At 41.3% G+C, this 20,503-nt stretch carries 14 protein-coding genes and 1 tRNA gene; 12 read left to right on the top strand and 3 right to left on the bottom strand.

Annotation, left to right across the window (positions count from 1 at the left end):
* Nucleotide 1: 1 nt before the first annotated feature.
* The 3 genes from BM107_RS15395 to porV all read left to right on the top strand — a co-directional run bounded on the left by BM107_RS15395 (nt 2) and on the right by porV (nt 8,162).
* Nucleotides 2-6,535, top strand: coding sequence for an FG-GAP-like repeat-containing protein (locus BM107_RS15395; RefSeq protein WP_090984878.1), 6,534 nt, complete (start codon nt 2-4; stop codon nt 6,533-6,535).
* 12 nt (nt 6,536-6,547) lie between these two features.
* Nucleotides 6,548-6,925 (top strand): hypothetical protein, encoded by a 378-nt coding sequence (locus tag BM107_RS15400; protein ID WP_134204777.1) that lies wholly within the window; start codon nt 6,548-6,550, stop codon nt 6,923-6,925.
* Between the two features lie 61 nt (nt 6,926-6,986).
* Nucleotides 6,987-8,162, top strand: coding sequence for a type IX secretion system outer membrane channel protein PorV (porV, locus tag BM107_RS15405; protein WP_090984883.1), 1,176 nt, complete (start codon nt 6,987-6,989; stop codon nt 8,160-8,162).
* A 578-nt stretch (nt 8,163-8,740) separates the two neighbouring features.
* Here the strand turns inward: porV and BM107_RS15410 are convergent.
* The 3 genes from BM107_RS15410 to BM107_RS15420 form a co-directional block, all read right to left on the bottom strand.
* Nucleotides 8,741-8,814: transfer RNA gene (locus BM107_RS15410), tRNA-Arg, on the bottom strand.
* 99 nt (nt 8,815-8,913) lie between these two features.
* Nucleotides 8,914-9,378 (bottom strand): redoxin domain-containing protein, encoded by a 465-nt coding sequence (locus BM107_RS15415; protein WP_090984885.1) that lies wholly within the window; start codon nt 9,376-9,378, stop codon nt 8,914-8,916.
* A gap of 56 nt (nt 9,379-9,434) precedes the next feature.
* Nucleotides 9,435-10,349, bottom strand: a complete 915-nt coding sequence (locus BM107_RS15420; RefSeq protein WP_090984887.1) for an SDR family oxidoreductase — start codon at nt 10,347-10,349, stop codon at nt 9,435-9,437.
* Between the two features lie 93 nt (nt 10,350-10,442).
* Between BM107_RS15420 and BM107_RS15425 the strand changes: the two genes are divergently transcribed.
* From BM107_RS15425 to ilvN, 9 genes are all read left to right on the top strand, one after another.
* Nucleotides 10,443-10,961 carry a hypothetical protein gene (locus BM107_RS15425; protein ID WP_090984889.1) on the top strand — a complete coding sequence of 173 codons (519 nt, stop codon included), beginning with the start codon at nt 10,443-10,445 and terminating at the stop codon, nt 10,959-10,961.
* Nucleotides 10,962-11,160: 199 nt separating this feature from the next.
* A complete protein-coding gene (gene atpD, locus BM107_RS15430; protein WP_090984891.1) occupies nt 11,161-12,663 on the top strand; it encodes a F0F1 ATP synthase subunit beta in 1,503 nt (500 codons plus the stop codon).
* Between the two features lie 81 nt (nt 12,664-12,744).
* The gene (gene atpC / locus BM107_RS15435; RefSeq protein ID WP_090984893.1) at nt 12,745-12,990 is read left to right on the top strand and encodes an ATP synthase F1 subunit epsilon; all 246 of its coding nucleotides are present in this window, start codon (nt 12,745-12,747) and stop codon (nt 12,988-12,990) included.
* Nucleotides 12,991-13,765: 775 nt separating this feature from the next.
* Nucleotides 13,766-14,656 carry a branched-chain-amino-acid transaminase gene (ilvE, locus tag BM107_RS15445; protein ID WP_090984897.1) on the top strand — a complete coding sequence of 297 codons (891 nt, stop codon included), beginning with the start codon at nt 13,766-13,768 and terminating at the stop codon, nt 14,654-14,656.
* Nucleotides 14,657-14,772: 116 nt separating this feature from the next.
* Nucleotides 14,773-15,351 (top strand): O-methyltransferase, encoded by a 579-nt coding sequence (locus BM107_RS15450; RefSeq protein WP_090984899.1) that lies wholly within the window; start codon nt 14,773-14,775, stop codon nt 15,349-15,351.
* Nucleotides 15,352-15,595: 244 nt separating this feature from the next.
* The gene (ilvD, locus tag BM107_RS15455; protein WP_090984901.1) at nt 15,596-17,278 is read left to right on the top strand and encodes a dihydroxy-acid dehydratase; all 1,683 of its coding nucleotides are present in this window, start codon (nt 15,596-15,598) and stop codon (nt 17,276-17,278) included.
* Nucleotides 17,279-17,323: 45 nt separating this feature from the next.
* A complete protein-coding gene (locus tag BM107_RS15460) occupies nt 17,324-17,908 on the top strand; it encodes an ORF6N domain-containing protein (protein ID WP_090984903.1) in 585 nt (194 codons plus the stop codon).
* A gap of 21 nt (nt 17,909-17,929) precedes the next feature.
* Nucleotides 17,930-19,681: a biosynthetic-type acetolactate synthase large subunit gene (gene ilvB / locus BM107_RS15465; protein ID WP_090984905.1), complete on the top strand. Its 1,752-nt coding sequence runs from the start codon at nt 17,930-17,932 to the stop codon at nt 19,679-19,681.
* A gap of 135 nt (nt 19,682-19,816) precedes the next feature.
* Nucleotides 19,817-20,455, top strand: coding sequence for an acetolactate synthase small subunit (gene ilvN, locus BM107_RS15470; protein WP_090984907.1), 639 nt, complete (start codon nt 19,817-19,819; stop codon nt 20,453-20,455).
* Nucleotides 20,456-20,503: the final 48 nt, after the last annotated feature.

Raw genomic sequence — 20,503 nt, forward strand, 5'->3', positions numbered from 1 at the left:
TATGAATCCTTTTCGCACCCTTGCCCTTGCCATAGTGCTCTTTGGCATTCAGGCTACTTCTGCCCAGGTAAAAAAAAGCAGTATTAAAAAAGACAGTACCGGTAAATCAACAGATATCACCCGGAAAGCTATCGGTACCATAGCACCCATTATTTCTGAAGAAATTAAAATAGTGAAAGGTGCGGTACCGCAGTTCTCGAAAGATAATGTAAGATCGGGCGCTTCACAGAATAAGGTAGCCTACCCGCCTGTGGATCCCACTGATCCAGGATATCCGCCAGTAGACCCGGGAGATCCTCCGGTAGATCCAGTCGACCCCGTTGATCCCGGCCCATCCGGATCACCGGAAGCGGGACGCACACCTTCTAGTATCGATGTCTCTGCAGGCGGCTCATCGCTATTTAATATCCCCTTTTCCCTACCGCCCGGAATAGGAAAAAATATACCAGGGGTCGGACTTTCCTATAACGCTCAATCTGGAAATGGAATTGCGGGTTACGGCTGGAATATCACTGGCATGTCTTCAATCACACGCCTTTCGACAACTGCTTTTCACGATAACAGGATAGACGGGGTAAACCTGAATGCCAATGATCGTTTTGCACTCGATGGACAAAGGCTGCTATTAAAATCAGGCGTTTATGGTGGTGACGGTGCAGAATACCAGACTGAACACTATTCCAATATCCGAATTTTTTCAAGGGGCACCAGCAGCTTTGGTCCGCAGTATTTCGAGGTATGGAACCCGAATGGTTCAAAAGCCTATTATGGGGTCGATTATAATTCCCGTACGCCGATGGAATATGCGATCAGCTACAGCGAAAGCCCGATTGGCGCACGGATATCTTACAGCTACTTTCAATCGGACAATACCATTTACTTATCCCAGGTACTTTATGGAGCAATGGGCACCGCTAGTGCTATCAATGCTATCAATTTTCAGTATACTTATGCCGCAAGGAGCGAACATAGTTATATAGGTGGCCAAGCCTCTATTCGTGACAGAATACTCAGCAGCATAAATATTACCGCCAACGGCAGCAATTTCCGTAACTATACTCTCACGCATACTTCCATTACTCCTTTGAACTATCAACAGATCAGCTCCTTCAAGGAATCTGATGGCAGCGGTTCAAAGTCTTTTCAGCCTATTTATTTCAGCTATGGTTCAACGGGAGATATCATCACCCATTCGACAATATCCAATTTGAGCCTATCCGGCATTGCCAGTAATAATTCGGAAATGGTGACCGCAGATTTTACGGGCAACGGCTCAATGGATTTTTTGCTTTACCCCAAGTATAATAAAACAAAATTCTGGGCCTTTTACGATATGGAGCCTGGATCTCCTTACTACCAGATGGGGTATGAAGTCAATACAGGCCAGTTCAGAGAGCTGTTCCCGGCCACCTGGCTCACCTGGAATAACAAGATCCTATCAGGACAAGGGATGATCATGGTAAAAGATCACTCCTACAACCAGTTCAAGTTCGATGTGATGTCCTCTGGAACGGTTTCTCCGGTTTATGCCCAATATGATCGCATCTGGAATACAGTACCCATGGGGCCCACTTATTATTCCCAGTGTGACTATCAGGATCATTCAAGCCCCCTTTCATGGAGCTTCGTGTCGGGCGATTTCAACGGAGATGGATTAACCGATGTAATCGCAATTAATGACTGTTCCGCGTTGACCTCAGAGAACCCGCAGGCTTCTGATGATCCCATGTATAATCCTGGCAATTGTGATTACGGCTATAGCGATATCGGATCCAGAGCCTATTTGATCAACCTTGACCGGCGTATCACCTCGGATTTCGTTACCGATCTGGGTGCATTATCTCAGTCCTATTCATACACCCACAAGTTATTTACAGCCGACGTGAACGGTGATGGCAGAACGGACATCATACAGGTGACTTACGGTCGTATGCTAGTCTACACGATGAACAGCTCCAACACGCTGGAATTGCTATGGCAAACCCCTGATACCCGGATCGTTCTGGATAAACCGATACTACAGGGAGATTTTAACGGTGATGGGAAAATGGATATTATGTTTGCCACAGGATTCAATTCATATTTTGCTACCTTCCTTTCGACAGGTAAATCCTATACTAAATTTGAGCAGTACCAGCCCTTTTCCTATGTGCAGGATACTTGGGACGGCAGGCCAGGCGTAGAAAGGCTGCAACAACATTACCTTATCGCCAATGATATAAACGGCGATGGAAAAGCTGATATTATTTCCGCCCAGACCACTACTACCAATGGTAGCTCCTATGGTACCATTGATGTCACGCTGCATCATAGCAGTGGGATGTCTGGCTATTCAGGTCCAATGTTCAGCAGCGGCACGCCTAGTAGCAGGTACACCAATCTACGTCATAATCCTTTGCCAATCTTTCTCAATCCAACAATGCCAAACCTGAACCTGGAATTTGGTTTTATGAGTAATAACAGCATTTCACTGTTCAACTTCAGCAAAGATCAGCGCAAAGAAGCACAGCTGGCCAGCGTATATCAGGATGGAATCTACCATACCATCGAATACAAAACGCTCCGCAATAATAATTATCAAAACGATATTACCTTTTACCAAAGTGGTTACCAGCAAAGCTATCCATATGTCGATCTCCAGGATATTCCTGGGCTGTCCGTGGTCAGCAAACTGTCCAGAAGCTACAATGGACAAGTGGTTAGCCAAATATTCGGATACGGAAAAGCAGTCAGTCATTTGGGTGGCCTGGGATTTCAAGGCTTTGGAGAATTCATCCGCAGTACCTGGCATACCGGCGGTAGTGACAATAACCGCATATTTAACATCACTATCTCCGATCCACAGCTCAGGGGGGCTATCGTTAGAAATTTCAATACTAAATCTACCTATATCAACCCGGCTGTAAAGGACTTGGCCCTGACACCAGCTGCTACTTCGGATGGAGCATCATTGAATGATTATATCAGCCGGACAGATCAGGCCTACAATACACAATTGCTATCCAATAAGGTGTTTGTGAACGTTCCAAACGCCACAGTAACCAAAGATATGCTTAGCGGCACTTTTACTACGGAGGCAATTGCATATGATGGTTATTACAATGCTACTCAAAATGCAAGCAATTTCAACGGGACGGCCTCAAAAACAATCGATATCACCTATGATAATAATACTACAGGGTACTATATCGGGAGGCCACTTACCAGTAAAACAACCTTGAGTAACGGGTCAGATAGTTACAGCACCGAAGAGGAATATGCCTACAGCGGATTTCTGCCAACACAGATAAAGAAGAAGGGAAACAATACGGGATGGACAATTGAAAATATAAATTATGATACCTTCGGAAATATAACCGGTAAGACCGTGACTGAACCCAATGGTGCGCAACGGTCTATCTCTATGACATATGATGCATCAGGAAGGTTTATGCTTGGTATTACTGATGTTGATGCGATGACTGTAACGAGCACTTACGATGCCGGCACAGGGAATGTACTTACCAAAACGAATAGCTATGGTCAGACAACAACTAATAGTTACGATACTTGGGGAAGATTAATACTAACTACCGATTACCTTGGAAAATCCAGTGCCAGATCATACCAACCTGCTTCTTCGGGAGGAGTAAGCATAACGGACAGTAATGACGAGGGAAAATCGATTGTAACCAATTTCAACGCCTTTGGACAGAAAATAGGGGGATACGTCAAAACAATATTGGGATCCAACCTGTCCACTGAGACCGAATATGACATTTACGGGCGCGTCTCACGCCAGAGCGAACCTGCAGTGGCGGGTTCTGCCAGTCAGTGGAATGAAACAGTTTATGATGAGTACGGCAGGGTAAAACAAACGACCAGTTTCACTGGAAAGGTAACCAATATTACTTATAGTGGTTTGAGTACCACGGTAAATGACGGAACAAAGAGTGTAACAACCAATAAAAATGCGATTGGTGACGTGGTCAGTCTACAGGATCCGGGCGGTACGATTAATTACAGCTACTTTGCTAATGGTAATCTCAGGACTGCAGATTATGGAGGCATCATACAAACGGTAGAGCAGGACGGTTGGGGCCGCAAGACCAAACTAACCGACCCTTCAGCGGGTATATATGAGTACCAATACGATGGCTGGGGACAGCTGACCAAGGAAATAACTCCTAAGGGCATCACGGAAACGACCTATGATGGTGCAGGGAAAGTAACGCGTAAGAAACTTACTGGAGATGATACCAATATGCAACAGGACTATAACTATGATAGTACTACGAAGCTGCTGACCGGCATGACGCTCACCAATGCCGATGGAAATAATGCGACCTATACGTACAACTACGATGCAAATAAGCGAATAAGTAGTACCATTGAAGATAACCTTCATGCCAGGTTTGTGAAAGGTTATACTTACGATAGTTTTGGCCGGATCAGCACGGAGCTTTATGAGGCTAAAAACAAAGCTAATAACACGACAGCCTCCAAAACGATAGAGTTACAATACCAGAATGGGGAGCTTTTGCAGACTATTTTACAAGGTACCGGGCAGGTCTTGTGGAAGGTTGACTTACTTGATAGCCGTGGAAATTTAACACAGGCCATGCAGGGAACCGCCTTAAAAAACACTTTGCAATATGATAGTTATGGCCTGCCACAACAGCGTTTATTGCAAAATATATCCGCCACGCCAGTTACACTGATGAATCTTGGATATAGCTTTGATGCGCAACGGGGATTGCTTAGCAGCAGGAGCAACAGTGCGTTTAACTGGAGCGAAAGTTTTAGTTATGACAGTCAGAACAGATTAACGGGCTTTAATGACAACGCCGGCAATAACAGCCAAGCCTATGATAATCGTGGCCGCATCACCGACAACAGTCAGTTGGGTACTTACGCGTACGATGGCAACACTTATCGCCAAAGCGAACTAGCGCTCAATGCAGGTGCAAACCCCTACTACCAGAATGATCATTCTCTACAGCAGGTCAGCTACAACGCCTTTAAAAGTCCTGTCGAGATTACAGAGCAAGGTAAAGAACGTATTAGTTTTCAATATAACGCCTCTCTAAGTAGAGCACATATGTATTATGGAGATGAACAGGCTGATAAGATGCTGCGCCGCTTCAGAAGACATTACAGCGAAGATGGCGGTATGGAAATCACTAATGACCTGCAAACGGGTAAAACCAGTTTTGTTTTTTACTTGGGAGGAGATGCCTATGGTGCTCATGCAATTTGGAAAGAGCAATATTCCGGCGGCAGTATCCAGGCGGGCAATCTGTACTACCTGCATCGCGACCATATAGGTAGCATCGTCATGATCACCGACGATCAGGGTGGAGTAGTCGAGAAACGCCAATTCGATGCATGGGGCAATATTGTAAAACTACAGGATGGTTTTGGAAATGACCTAACTGCTTTTGTGGTGACTGATCGCGGTTTTACAGGCCATGAACATCTACTCGGTGTTGGCCTAATCCACATGAATGGCCGACTATATGATCCAAAGCTGCACCGCTTTCTCTCGCCGGATAATTTTGTACAAGATCTTTATAATACCCAAAATTACAACCGTTATGGCTATGGCATGAATAATCCATTGATCTATACAGATCCAAATGGTGAATTTCTGTTTGCATTTTTGATTCCCATAGTTGGCAAGCTTGCCGCGGCCATTATTGGTGGAGCAATCATCGGAGCTGCAGTCGGTGCTACAACCTATACGATAGTTGGCCTGGCAACAGGCAATTTTTCTTGGGGTGGATTAGGTAAATCAGCACTTATCGGAGCTGTTTCAGGCGCAATATCTGGTGGACTGAGTGGCATTGGCGGACTTTCCTCAGCAGCCGGAAACGCCAATTCTTTCTGGCAGACATCTACATGGGGATTGTTAAGAAATTCTACCTCGCAGTTTGCAACCGACGTAATTTTTGGAAACAAGATAACTTGGGGTGGAGTTGCAGGCGCTGCTGCCGGTGGCCTTTTAAGTGCTAGACTGCCTGGTTGGAAAGGTGTAAACGGAAACTGGCTTGGAAACGCTGCCGGAGAATTGGCTGTGAATACATCAAGAGGTGCCGCATCTGGTTTTGTTTCAGGAGCCATATCTGCAGCTATTGACGGTAAAAACATCAAGGATGGTGCATTATTGGGATTACGGAATGGAGCATTGGGAGGCGCGGCTCAGTCTGTGGCTATGATTGGTGTTTTTGGGCCAACCTATAAACCTAAAGTTGAAGGCTTAAAAATACCGGATGGCGTTGTGTTCAGACAAGGAGGACTTTACCAACAGATAGTTCCCGAGAGGGACGTAACTTGGGGAAATAATATTGTTACTAACGATTATACAGACTTGACGGCTTACAGGCATGAATTGGTACATTTTTCGCAATACCTAAAACAAGGCTGGGCTATTTTCCAGGGAAGGGGTATTTACGAACAGGTAATCAATTCCGCCTTTGGAATAGAGGTTTATGATTATGGCAAATACGGTTTTAAATATCAGGAGTCACAGGCACAATATTATCAAAATCATTAAAATTTCAGAAATATGAAAATTCTCATTACTGGGCTGATGCTATGCCTTTTTACTTCTTGCCTCATGATAGGGGCGCCCAAAACAGCAGTGTTTAAGTCGCGAAACATCGCTGCTGATACAGTTACGTTGAGTGCTTACGAGCTGGGGACGATGTATAGCTATAAAGCAATACGTAAACCGGATAGTGTATTCCTTTTTTTTACTACGGACGGGAAGTATAAAAAAATGCGATTTTTTAATGATAAAGAATATACTTACTCACAGAAGGAAAGCAGGGAAAATATAAAAAAGGTAAAAGAGCTAAACGAAATTTACCTCAAATTATACCTCAAAAATACGATAACCTATGATACCCTCGATGTATCACCTGACCCAGGCAAATTAAGGTAATGCTTGGATAGCAAATCATGTTCAAATATAAATCAATAGTCAATCTTGGCTTCGACCGCTGATGAGACAACTGAATGTATCCTTATTTATTGCATCGCTGGTATTAGCGGTTCTGATCAGTCACCCTTCCTTTGGGCAATCAGCACCCCCTGTTCAGGCGGATGGCAGCAGGCAAAACAATGTGTTAACCTCCGTCCCGTTCTTGCTTATTACACCGCAGGCGCGTAGCGGAGCAATGGGTAACGCTGGTGTGGCAGTAGCGGCAGACGCCAATGCTGCTGCAATCAACATGGCTGCTATGGCTTATTTAAAAGAAGGAAGCTATGGCTTTTCGGCCAACTATAGCCCCTGGCTCAAAAATCTGACACAGGGAATGAGTATATCCTATCTCAGTGGATATTACCGGTTAAATGAACGCAATACTCTGGCTGCTTCGTTAAGATACTTCGCCATTGGCGAAGTAAACTTTTTCGATCAGAGCCAACAGGATCTGGGTGTCTTTAACCCCAGCGAATTGGCAGCTGATGTGAGCTACGCCCGGAGCTTTGGTCCGGGATTTTCTTTAGGAGGTAGCCTTCGTTTTATCTACAGCAATCTGTACAGCGGACGATTTAATGCGGACGGCCAGACTGGTGCAGGCAAAGCGGTAGCAGTAGATGTTTCAGGCTTGTATAAAACAAATGGCTATTTATTGGGAAGTCCGGTTGAATGGTCAGCCGGGATCAATCTTTCCAACATTGGCACTAAGATTTCATATAACATCGGTGATAGCCCTTATTTTCTACCGGGGAATTTAAAGTTGGGCGGCGCTGCGACCCTCATCGGCCAGGAAAGTAAGCTCATCATCGCCCTTGACTTCAACAAACTACTCGTTCCCACCCAGCCTGTCTATGATGTGAATGGTCATATCGTTAAAGGCCAGGATCCTAACCGGTCGGTACCTGCCGGTATTTTTGGCTCGTTCAGCGATGCGCCCGGAGGATTTAAGGAAGAATTACAGGAAGTGGGTGTATCTACGGGGCTCGAATTTTCTTTCAAAGATAGGTTTGCGGTCAGAGCAGGTTATAACTATCAAAACCCTAATAAGGGAAACAGCAGCTACCTTACTCTAGGCGCAGGCTTTAGATATAACGTACTAACAATCGATTTTTCCTATCTCGCAGGAGCAGTGAACAACAACCCTCTTGCCAATACCCTTCGTTTTGGCCTTCAATTTAATTTTGGTAAGCGAAATTGATAAGGACTACCCTAGCTGTGTATTTCGGTGAAAGTGACCCTTCTGTTTCGGACCAACTGGCCACCAATTTGATTACCGGATGATGCACATCTAAGTTCCTTTCCCTCTGAACAAATATACACTTCAGATCCTAATCCATTTTCCTCAGGACTTTTCGGTTTAATCCATCTTACTGCCGGATTTATCCTCAATACTCTATGCTGTAGAAGAAAAGTGGATTAGAAATAAAATCGACCAAGAGACTTACCGAAGGTAGTATTTAAAGTACAAGACCAATATAGACGACCTGGAAATCGCTATCGTCAGTTTAGGCACTAACCACGGTGAAGCCTATTAAAATACTCAACAACCTCCTGGATACATTTACAGACATAAAATCCGTTTACCATGAATTTGATACCCTGGAAAAGCGTGAATTTATTGAGCTGGTGTTCGACTCTAATCTCTACTATGAAAACGGCATGTATCGAACACCTACAATGATGAATTTATTATCGATTAATTACCTGAAAATGAGAGAATTAGTAGTTTTGGATGTAGATAAAAAAAGGGAAGATTTTTCAATCTTCCCTTTTCAGTGCACTCGTAGGGATTCGAACCCCAAACCTTCTCATCCGTAGTGAGATGCTCTATCCAATTGAGCTACGAATGCGTTTCCGTATCGTTAACGGACTGCAAAGGTATAACTTGATATTTTAATTTCCAACTAAATTTTGAAAAAAATATAAAATAATTCTTTGCTGGTTATGCCTTATGCACTTAATGCATCATTAATCGCTTTGAAATCAGGCAAATCCTTTGCATCTTCCAAAACTTCAGCATAAACTATTTTTCCATTTTCATCGATTACAAATGCAGCTCTTTTCGACACACCTTTTAATCCGAAGAAAAATTCATCATAAAAAGCGCCATATGCTGCTGATACTTCTTTATTAAAATCAGATAATAACGGGAACTGATAATTTTGCACTTCCTTAAATTTAGCTAACGAGAACGGCGAATCTACAGAAATGCCAATTACCTGTGCATTGATACCTTCGTAATAACTGAAATTATCACGCATGGTACATAATTGCTCAGTACATGTTCCGGTAAAAGCCATCGGAAAAAAATGTATAATTACTTTTTTGCCTTTAAAACCTGAAAGGGAAACCTCTGTTAAATCAGAACTGTATAATTTAAAATCTGGGGCGGTATCGCCAACTTGTAATGCCATTGGTTTTTTATTTAATGTATAATGTAAAGTGTTTTATTGTTTAATCATTTTAAGACTTACGACTCCGGACTAACTCTCATCTGCTGCTCCAAAATTAGCAATCCTTCTTCAAAAGAATGTGGGTTATACCCTAAATCTTTAATGGCTTTATTAAGCACAAATCCCGTTTTTACAGGCCGTTTAGCCTTTTGGTTTAAACTTACTGAACTGATTTCATTAATGTACGACTGATCCAGTTTCCAATAATTGGCAACTTTTCGCACTAAACCGGCAATACTCATGTAATCTTTGCCAGATATATGGTAAATCCCCCTGGCATGATGCTCAACAGCCAACAGGCAGGCTTCGGCCAGATCTTCGGCGAGGGTTGGCATGCGCCATTGATCGTTCACTACATTTATGGGCGATGCTTTCTCTAAGGCACCTTTAGCCCACAGCACAATATTGCTCCGGCTCATGTCGTGGCTAATACCATATACCAATATTGTTCTTAAAATGGCATAATTTGCTTTTGAATCTTTAATCAGCTCTTCAGCCATCACCTTCGATTTGCCATAATAACTAACCGGATTTACCGCATCTTCCTCTTTGTAAGGTCCGTTTTTTCCATCAAAAACAAAATCGGTACTCAGATGGATCAATTGAATATTTTTTTCCTCGCATATAGACAACAAAGTCGCAACGGCCTCAACGTTTAACTGACGGCAAAGTGTTTTATTTTCCTCACAGGTATCTACATTTGTCATTGCAGCAGTATGGATAACTGCATCGGGACAATATCTTTCAATAACCGCTTTTACCTTTTCAGGATTTAGTATATCCATTTCTGCGTACTCATACCCTTCTTTTAAAGGATAACGGTTTGCCCCTACTGAACTGGCTATGAGCTTTACCCGCCCTTCGGCAAGTACTTTTTCTGTTATTTTCTGACCTAAAAGTCCATTGCTGCCGGTAACCAGTATTTTTTTCATTCTTTATATTAATTTATTATTTGTCATTTACCACCAACTGCAATAGCTTTATGGTAAATTGCGCATTAATCAATCCGAGACCCAAATATAACGATGAAACCCATTTTAACTGCTCTATTATTTCTGATTGGCTTTAAAGCTATTGCCCAGGATTCAACATTGACACAACCTTACCTCAAAAAAAACAGCATTTACGCCGAACTCTTGGGAAACGGAGGTGTATATTCAATCAATTACGACAGGATCTTTCAATTAAGCAATCAAATAAAGATTGTACCTAGAGTCGGTTTTTCAACTCTCGAGCATGTATTGATTTTTCCACTCGAGGCAAATCTTCTCCTAAGCAAAAGTAGTACATCTAAAAATTTCTTCGAAGCAGGTATTGGTCTAACCGTATTGAAGCCGCTAAGTGGTTTTTCAGGGCAACTGCTTACCATCAACGGATATGATTATAATTTTCATAACAACACTGTAAATACCCCCGTAATGATAAGGGCTGGTTTTAGACACCAGAAGCCAACAGGAGGATTGATGTATAGAACCGGCGCACTGCTGATAACCGGTGATGAAACCCTATTAACCGTCGGAATTGGACTGGGTTATACTTTTTAACGTCGCATTGGATTCGTTAATTAAAAATGATCGGTTTTTGTGAAAATTTTTCGCTAAAAATTGATGAGTTTTATGCTGTTGAAAAATTTTATAATATATATTTAAAATTCAGCAAGAATAACTTAACTTTGCCAACCGAATTGGAGCCCCTACAAACAGCTTTAATTCATTGACTGTAATAAATTTACTCACAACAGATATGCCTAACTTAGGAAAAATAGCACAAATTATCGGCCCTGTGGTTGACGTTAGCTTTGCTGATGATGCCCATCTACCTAAAATTTTTGATGCGTTAGAGATAACGAAAGAAAATGGACAAAAAATTGTTTTAGAAGTTCAACAGCACTTAGGTGAAGACCGCGTTCGTGCAATTTCGATGGACTCTACCGATGGTTTGGTTCGTGGTATGCAAGTAGTTGATACTGGCGCTGCGATTAAAATGCCAGTTGGCGACCAGATTAAAGGTCGTTTATTTAATGTGGTTGGAGAAGCGATTGACGGTATCAACACAGTTGATAAAACAGACGGTCGTCCTATCCACGCAACCCCTCCTAAGTTCGAAGATTTATCTACTGAAACTGAGGTGCTTTTTACAGGTATCAAAGTAATCGATTTATTAGAGCCTTATGCTAAAGGTGGTAAAATCGGTTTGTTCGGTGGGGCTGGTGTAGGTAAAACGGTATTGATTATGGAGTTGGTTAACAACATCGCTAAAGCTTATGCTGGTTTATCAGTATTCGCAGGTGTTGGTGAGCGTACTCGTGAGGGTAATGATTTACTTCGTGAGTTTATCGAGTCAGGTGTAATCAACTATGGTGACGATTTCTTACACTCAATGGAAAAAGGTGGATGGGATCTGAATGCAGTTGATACTGAGAAATTAAAAGAATCTAAAGCAACACTGGTTTTCGGTCAAATGAACGAGCCTCCTGGTGCACGTGCACGTGTAGCCTTATCAGGATTAACTGTTGCAGAATATTTCCGTGATGGTGATGGCGAAGGCGCTGGAAAAGATATTCTTTTCTTCGTTGACAACATCTTCCGTTTTACGCAGGCAGGTTCTGAGGTATCGGCTTTATTAGGTCGTATGCCATCAGCGGTAGGTTACCAGCCAACATTGGCAACGGAGATGGGTTTAATGCAAGAGCGTATTACATCAACAAAACGCGGATCAATTACATCAGTACAGGCAGTTTATGTACCTGCGGATGATTTAACTGACCCGGCTCCGGCAACAACTTTTGCCCACTTAGATGCTACTACAGTACTTTCGCGTAAAATTGCCGAGTTAGGTATCTATCCTGCGGTAGATCCGTTGGATTCTACTTCACGTATCCTTTCTCCAGCGGTTTTAGGTGACGAACACTATAACACGGCACAACGTGTTAAAGAAACGTTACAACGTTATAAAGAATTACAGGATATTATCGCCATCTTAGGTATGGACGAATTATCTGAGGAAGATAAATTAGTGGTATCAAGAGCACGTCGTGTTCAACGTTTCTTATCTCAACCGTTCCACGTAGCTGAGCAGTTTACAGGCTTAAAAGGTGTATTGGTTGACATTAAAGATACCATCAAAGGATTTAACATGATCATGGATGGTGAAGTTGATGAGTACCCTGAAGCTGCATTTAACTTGGTTGGTAGCATTGAAGATGCCATCGAAAAAGGTAAAAAATTATTAGCAGAAGCGAACTAAAAGAGACGTGAGACACTAGATATGAGATGTGAGAGAGACTTAGTCTCAAATCTCATATCTCTCATCTCCAATCTAAAAAAAATGAATTTAGAAATATTAACTCCAGATAAAAAAGTTTTCGAAGGCGAAGTAACAGCAGTTACGGTTCCTGGTACTTTAGGTTCTTTTCAGATTTTAAGAGACCATGCAGCTATCATCTCAACTTTGGAAGATGGAGAAGTGATTATTAAAGCAAATAAAACCGATGAGCAACGCTTCTTTATCAAAGGCGGTGTAGTTGAAGCTATCCACAACAAAATCGTGGTTTTAGCCGAAGGTATCGCTTAATCAAAATAATCAACTCATTTGGAAAGCCTTCTGATTTAAAATCAGAAGGCTTTTTTTATTATTTTATTTTCGAAATCTTGTACCGAATAACCCTCAACCGGTTTAACTAACGCGGTCATCGTGCTAAACTTGTTCAGCATCCTTCTTGTTAAATAGATCCTGAAATGGTACAATAGCCATGAGATCAGGATAGATCCTGTTATAAAGATGTAACAAGTAGTAAATACCTATAATAACCTTTTGTCTTCCTAAGTGGTAACTGCAATTTTTCGTTGTTATTTCGTGACTAAACAACTCCAAATTTTCAATTTTTAACGCACTTCTACTCATTTTAGGCAGAAAATCAGAAAATTTATAATGCAAGCATAACAAACAGACCATATACCGTTTTGATATTTGGTCTACAACGGTCGGCATTAAATCACTAATTACACATAAATTAAGAATTATGTTTTGATTTTAACAAAAATTAAGAAATTATATTCCGATTTAACTTTTTTTTGATTTCTCTTGCATATTAATGAACCAAAAACTAAATTGGTTTTATAAACAATAAGATAATCATGACGATTGAAAATCACACCTTTAACCCAAAAACATTAGCAGCAACAGTTGTCAGCGTGGTGTTGTTTCCTGTCATTTTACTTAACCTTCTACTCCTAAATATTTTAGGCAAGAAGCGGACGCAGTTTAAATAGATTTTAATAAACTAAATATATCTAAAGCGTCCCGAACAAACGGGACGCTTTTTTTAAATAACAAAATAGAGAGTATTATGAAATACTACAATTCTAATACGATTATTTACCTTGACGGAGCTTTTGAAAAAGCTGTAAATAGCAGTACTGACCTTTACGGCCAATCACTACATTACGGTTATGCCGCGTTCGAGGGTATTAGAGCCTATAAAACACATAATGGTAACCGAATTTTCAAAGCTGCGACCCATTTCGACAGGTTGGAGCGTTCTTGTCAGTTGGCAAACATTCCTTTTCCGTGGGATAAACAGGAGTTAATTGCTGCAACCTATAAATTGCTTCAATTGAACAAGCTGAAAGATGCTTATATACGCCCGCTGGTATTTTGCCACCCTAACATGAAATTAAACGAACCAAGTGGCGTTTCGATTTTAATATGCGCTTGGGAATGGGATGCATATTCGGGTAACAAATTATTAAAATTAACCGTTTCTGATTACGAAAGACCAAATCCAAAATCGGTTCCGATGGAAGCAAAATTGAGCGGGAACTATGTTAATTCTATCTTAGCGACTACAGCAGCGAACATTAAAGGTTATGATGAAGCATTGCTTTTAGATATGCATGGTTTTGTTGCTGAAGCATCTGGCGCAAATATATTCCTCGAAAAAGATGGCAAATTATATACCCCATCGCCAGGCAATATTTTACCCGGTATTACCAGAGCAACAGTTAAAGAACTTTGCAACGTTTTGGATATAGAATGTGTGGAGAAAAAGCTAACCACAGAAGACCTTAAAAAGGCCGACAGTGCTTTTTTATGTGGAACAGCAACCGAAATAGCAGGCATTGCCTCTATCGATGATATTGTTTATCGCCCATTATGGAGAGAATCTATCGGTTATACCATACAGCGTGCTTATAAAAACCTGGTGCTCGAAAAAGTAAATTATGAAGTGATCATTTAAATGGGCTGATAGCTCAGCGCCAAATGGCTAATAACAGATTAGCATAAATGCTATTAACCAAATGACCGTGAATAAGCAGCAAAAAAATTGAAATAATAACGAGCAACCAATAACAGATGACGGAAGAAATCAATCAAAATTATCCAAAGGCATACCAGCAGATCAATACGGCTACTATGGCATCAGGATTTAACATGGCTTCGGACGTATTAACCTGTTCTTTGCTTAAGACACTTGCAGCGTCTAAACCTTCCGGCAGTTTTCTTGAACTTGGCACCGGAACCGGTTTATCAACAGCCTGGATATTGGACGGTTTAGATGAACAAAGTACTTTGATATCAATAGATCACGATGCTAAATTTTTAGCAATTGCAAAAGATTATCTTGGCGATGATGATCGTTTAACCTTAGTGAATACTGATGGTGCAGAGTGGTTTAAAGAAAACGAAGGCAAAAAATTCGATTACATATTTGCAGATACCTGGCATGGAAAATATTTGCTTTTAGATGAAGCGATTGCCATGCTCAACAAAGGTGGCCTTTATATAATTGATGATATGTTACCTCAACAAAATTGGCCTGACGGTCACCAGGAAAAAGCCAATAAGTTGATTAAGGATTTGGAATCCCGTGATGATTTACACTTAACCAAACAAGTTTGGGCAACAGGAATCGTAATCGGGGTAAAAAAATAGGGTAATATGTAAATAGTTCTTTGCATTTTTAAAGAAGTTAGTATGTTTGTAGTTCAGTCGACGACATGAATATTAATACAAACATTATTAGCAACCTTATTATTGTCATTTCTAAAAAAAGAGGTGGAAATCGTTGCGTATAATATAAAAATATACCCTTATCGAAACCGCCTCCTAAAAGAGGCGGTTTTTTTTTTGCCTCAAAAGAATACAACTAACAGAACCAGAATATACATTTTAAACAATGAGCGAATTAAACAAGTACAGTAAAACATTTACACAAGATCCAACACAACCTGCTGCTCAGGCAATGCTTTACGGCATCGGTTTAACCGATGCGGATATGGCTAAAGCGCAGGTAGGTATTGCAAGTATGGGCTATGATGGTAACACCTGCAACATGCATTTGAACGACCTTGCAAAAGAGGTCAAAGCAGGGGTCTGGAAAAATGATTTAGTGGGCTTGGTTTTTAATACCATTGGTGTAAGCGACGGAATGAGCAACGGTACGGATGGTATGCGCTACTCATTGGTTAGCCGCGATGTAATTGCCGATAGTATCGAAACCATTTGCGGCGGACAGTATTATGATGGCATCATTTCCATTCCTGGATGCGATAAAAATATGCCGGGCGCCATTATGGCCATGGCGCGGTTAAATCGCCCGTCTATTATGGTTTACGGTGGTACAATTGCTCCAGGCCATTATAAAGGTGAAGAATTAAATATTGTTTCGGCATTCGAGGCACTAGGACAAAAAATCTGCGGTAATCTTTCTGATGAAGATTATCAGGGAATCATCAAACATACTTGCCCGGGTGCAGGCGCTTGCGGCGGCATGTATACCGCCAATACCATGGCTTCAGCAATTGAGGCTTTAGGTATGAGTTTACCTTATTCTTCTTCAAATCCGGCCACAAGCCCGGAGAAAAAGCAAGAATGTTTAGATGCAGGTAAATACATTAGGATTTTACTGGAGAAAGATATCAAACCATCTGATATCATGACCAGAAAAGCATTCGAAAATGCCATCCGTTCCATTATCATTTTAGGTGGAAGTACCAATGCGGTATTGCACTTTATCGCTATGGGTAAGGCTATCGGTGTAGAAATTACACAGGATGATTTCCAACGCATGAGTGATGTAACACCGGTACTGGCCGATTTTAAACCTAGCGGAAAATATTTAATGCAGGATTTACACCAATATGGCGGTATCCCTGCGGTATTAAAATATTTGCTGAATGAAGGTCTGCTCCATGGCGATTGTTTAACCGTAACTGGTAAAACAGTGGCTGAAAATCTTGCTGATGTGAAATCGATTATGGATTACGACCAGAAAATCGTTCAAAAATTAAGTGAACCGATCAAAGCAACCGGCCACCTGCAGATTCTTTATGGTAACCTGGCCGAAAAAGGTTCGGTAGCTAAAATAAGCGGTAAAGAAGGCGAAAAATTTGAAGGCCCTGCACGCGTTTTTGATGGCGAGCACGATTTAATTGCCGGTATCTCGAGCGGCCGTGTAAAACCTGGCGATGTAATCGTAATAAAAAACGCTGGTCCGGTTGGTGCTCCAGGCATGCCAGAAATGTTAAAGCCAACCTCAGCCATTATCGGCGCAGGCCTGGGTAAATCGGTAGCTTTAATTACCGATGGGCGTTTCTCTGGTGGCACACATGGTTTCGTGGTTGGCCACATTACACCTGAATCTTACAAAGGCGGCTTAATCGGCCTGGTCGAAGATGAAGACCCGATTTTAATCGATGCTGTAAATAACATCATCAACCTGCAGATTAGCGATGAAATAATTGCTGAACGTAGAAAAAAATATGTACAGCCAGAATTGAAAGTTACAAAAGGTGTACTATATAAATATGCAAAAACAGTTTCAGACGCAGCAAGTGGTTGCGTAACTGACGAATATTAAATCAAAAATCATCCCTGGATTAATTGATTACTAAAAAAACAGATTATGCAAATAATTAAAAGTATTCAGAATAGGATTTATGAAATCCGGGGAGAAAGAGTCATGCTCGATTTTGATCTGGCAGCACTTTATGAAGTTGAAACGAAAGCGCTTAATCAGTCAGTAAAACGTAACATAAAGCGTTTTCCGGATGATTTTATGTTTCGGCTCACTACAGTTGAATGGGAAAGTATCCGGTCACAAATTGTGACCACATTCGAGGAAGTTAATTCATCATCACAGATTAAAGTGATGAACCGGTCACAAATTGTGACCGGTTTACAAAAACACAGAGGAACTATCCCCAATGCCTTTACAGAACAAGGTGTAGCCATGCTAAGTGGAGTTTTAAAGAGCGATAAAGCCATTAACATGAACATCGCCATTATGAGGGCTTTCGTGGATGTCCGTAAAATATTGCTGAAACAAAGCAACATTAATGAACAATTAACCGAGATTAAAGAACGGATCGGGGAACATGATGTTCAGCTGAACGAACTTTATGATGCTATGGAAAACTTAATTGATGAGAAAATTGCTCAATTCAAGTGGAAAGACAGGGAAAGAATAGGGTTTAAAATTAAAGAATAATAGAACCGCAAAAACATAACTATGGAAACTGCACAAGAAACAATGCAACAAACCGAGACGAAAGCAGAAACCTCAAAAACCTTATTTAAAGGTACGGGCTCTCAGGTATTGTTGAATGGATTAATTGAAGAAGGTGTTACCACCATTTTCGGTTATCCTGGAGGGGCAATCATGCCTATTTATGATGCTCTTTATGATTATGCCGGTAAATTAGAACATATATTGGTTCGCCATGAGCAAGGTGGTATACACGCCGCACAGGGTTTTGCACGTGCAAGCGGCAAAGTAGGTGTTTGTTTTGCCACCAGCGGACCCGGCGCAACCAACCTGGTTACTGGCCTGGCTGATGCACAAATTGACAGTACGCCATTGGTATGTATAACAGGTCAGGTATTTGCCCATTTATTGGGAACAGATGCTTTCCAGGAAACCGACGTAATCAACATTACTACACCAGTTACCAAATGGAACTATCAGGTTACCGATGCCAAAGAAATTCAGGAGGTTTTGGCCAAAGCCTTTTACATTGCTAAAAGTGGCAGACCAGGTCCGGTTTTAATTGACATTACCAAAAATGCACAGTTACAGCTTGAGGAATTCCCCGAATACGTAAAATGCAACCATATCCGCAGTTATCGCCCGAAACCAAAAGTTAGGGTTGAATATATTGAGCAGGCCGCTGAATTGATTAACGCCGCTAAAAAACCCTTTGTATTGTTTGGTCAAGGCGTTATTTTAGGCAAAGCTGAAAAAGAGTTTAAAGCCTTTATCGAAAAAACAGGCATCCCTTCTGCCTGGACCATCATGGGCGAAAGTGCCATCCCAACTGCTCACCCTTTAAATGTAGGTATGTTGGGTATGCATGGTAATTACGGTCCGAATGTTTTAACCAACGAAGCGGATGTAATTATCGCCATTGGTATGCGATTTGATGACCGCGTAACCGGCCGTTTAGATAAATATGCCAAACAGGCCAAAATTGTTCATTTAGATATCGATCCTGCTGAAATTGATAAAAACGTTAAAGCTGAAGTAGGTGTTTGGGGCGATTGTAAGGAAACTTTACCGCTATTAACCAATTTGGTTAATGAAAACAAACATGAAGATTGGTTAGCTAAGTTCAGACAATACAACCAACAAGAAATAGACCAGGTAATTACACCAGAACTTTATCCTGCTGGCGATGAAATGACCATGGGTGAAGTATTACGCAACATCAACGAAATCTGTGGTGGTGAAGCCGTAATTGTTACCGATGTTGGCCAGCATCAAATGGTAGCTTGCCGTTACGCAACATTCAACAATAGCCGCAGCAATATCACTTCTGGTGGTTTAGGAACAATGGGTTTTGGTTTACCGGCGGCAATCGGCGCTAAATACGGTGCTCCTGAAAAAACGGTTATTGCTATTATTGGTGACGGGGGTTTTCAAATGACTCCTCAGGAATTAGGTACGATTATGCAATTCGGTGCTGCAGTAAAAATCCTGATCCTGAATAACCGTTTCTTGGGAATGGTTCGTCAATGGCAACAGCTATTTCATGATAAACGTTACTCTTTTGTTAACATCACCAGCCCTGATTTTGTTGCACTGGCTAAATCTTATTACATCGAGGCAGCCAAAGTTGACGAACGCGCAAACCTCAGAGCAGCATTGGAAACCATGATCAACCACGAAGGCTCTTACTTACTTGAAGTAATGGTTGGCAGAGAAAACAATGTTTTCCCAATGGTTCCACAGGGAATGAGCGTAAGCGAAATCAGGTTAAAATAAGTTGAAAGGTAAAAGCTCAAAGACAAAAGCAAACGCATTCGTCATCTCGACTGAAGCGCAGCGAAATGGAGAGATCTCTTTTAACAACAGATTTCTCCAAAAGGTCGAAATGACGAATAGATAAAAGAAATTATCATGAGTACTGAAAATACATTAGAACATAAAACAACAAAAGCCGACTTTGACGGTAAGCAGGAATATACCATTACGGTTTACGCTGAAAACCGCATCGGTTTATTAAACAGGATTGCGATTATTTTCTCGAAAAGAAAAATTAACATCGAAAGCCTTAACACCTCCCCTTCTGAAATTGATGGCATCCACCGTTTCAACATTGTGATACAGGAAAGCTACGAAGTAGTACGGAAACTGGCACGCCAGATTGAAAAGCAGATCGAAGTACTAAAAGTTTATTTTAATACAAATGACGAGATCATTTGGCAGGAATTGGCACTTTATAAGGTTTCTACCGATGAGATTGCTGAAAAAGTAACTGTAGAGCGTTTATTGAGGCAATATGGTGCCAGTGCAGTAGTCATCCGAAAAGATTATACTGTTTTCGCAGTAACTGGTCACCGCGAAGAAACGGATGCATTGGTAAAAGCTTTAGAACCTTATGAACTGATTGAATTTGTTCGCTCAGCAAGAGTTGCCATTATTAAAGACAGCGCAGGTTTCCATGAAAAGTTAAAAGAATTTGAAGCCTTTGAACCAGGAGAAGAACTGGTAGAAAACGAATTTTTGGATAAAGGAGAGAAAATTTTTACCATGTAGCCAACAACAAATCCGTCATTGCGAGGAGGAACGACGTAGCAATCTTAT

This window comes from Pedobacter suwonensis, assembly GCF_900111825.1.
GTDB classification, from domain to species: domain Bacteria; phylum Bacteroidota; class Bacteroidia; order Sphingobacteriales; family Sphingobacteriaceae; genus Pedobacter; species Pedobacter suwonensis.

Bases quoted from the DNA above. Each gene is read 5' to 3' on its own strand.
- BM107_RS15395 (WP_090984878.1), top strand. From the start codon at position 2: ATGAATCCTTTTCGCACCCTTGCCCTTGCCATAGTGCTCTTTGGCATT.
- BM107_RS15400 (WP_134204777.1), top strand. From the start codon at position 6,548: ATGAAAATTCTCATTACTGGGCTGATGCTATGCCTTTTTACTTCTTGC.
- porV (WP_090984883.1), top strand. From the start codon at position 6,987: ATGAGACAACTGAATGTATCCTTATTTATTGCATCGCTGGTATTAGCG.
- BM107_RS15415 (WP_090984885.1), bottom strand. From the start codon at position 9,378: ATGGCATTACAAGTTGGCGATACCGCCCCAGATTTTAAATTATACAGT.
- BM107_RS15420 (WP_090984887.1), bottom strand. From the start codon at position 10,349: ATGAAAAAAATACTGGTTACCGGCAGCAATGGACTTTTAGGTCAGAAA.
- BM107_RS15425 (WP_090984889.1), top strand. From the start codon at position 10,443: ATGAAACCCATTTTAACTGCTCTATTATTTCTGATTGGCTTTAAAGCT.
- atpD (WP_090984891.1), top strand. From the start codon at position 11,161: ATGCCTAACTTAGGAAAAATAGCACAAATTATCGGCCCTGTGGTTGAC.
- atpC (WP_090984893.1), top strand. From the start codon at position 12,745: ATGAATTTAGAAATATTAACTCCAGATAAAAAAGTTTTCGAAGGCGAA.
- ilvE (WP_090984897.1), top strand. From the start codon at position 13,766: ATGAAATACTACAATTCTAATACGATTATTTACCTTGACGGAGCTTTT.
- BM107_RS15450 (WP_090984899.1), top strand. From the start codon at position 14,773: ATGACGGAAGAAATCAATCAAAATTATCCAAAGGCATACCAGCAGATC.
- ilvD (WP_090984901.1), top strand. From the start codon at position 15,596: ATGAGCGAATTAAACAAGTACAGTAAAACATTTACACAAGATCCAACA.
- BM107_RS15460 (WP_090984903.1), top strand. From the start codon at position 17,324: ATGCAAATAATTAAAAGTATTCAGAATAGGATTTATGAAATCCGGGGA.
- ilvB (WP_090984905.1), top strand. From the start codon at position 17,930: ATGGAAACTGCACAAGAAACAATGCAACAAACCGAGACGAAAGCAGAA.
- ilvN (WP_090984907.1), top strand. From the start codon at position 19,817: ATGAGTACTGAAAATACATTAGAACATAAAACAACAAAAGCCGACTTT.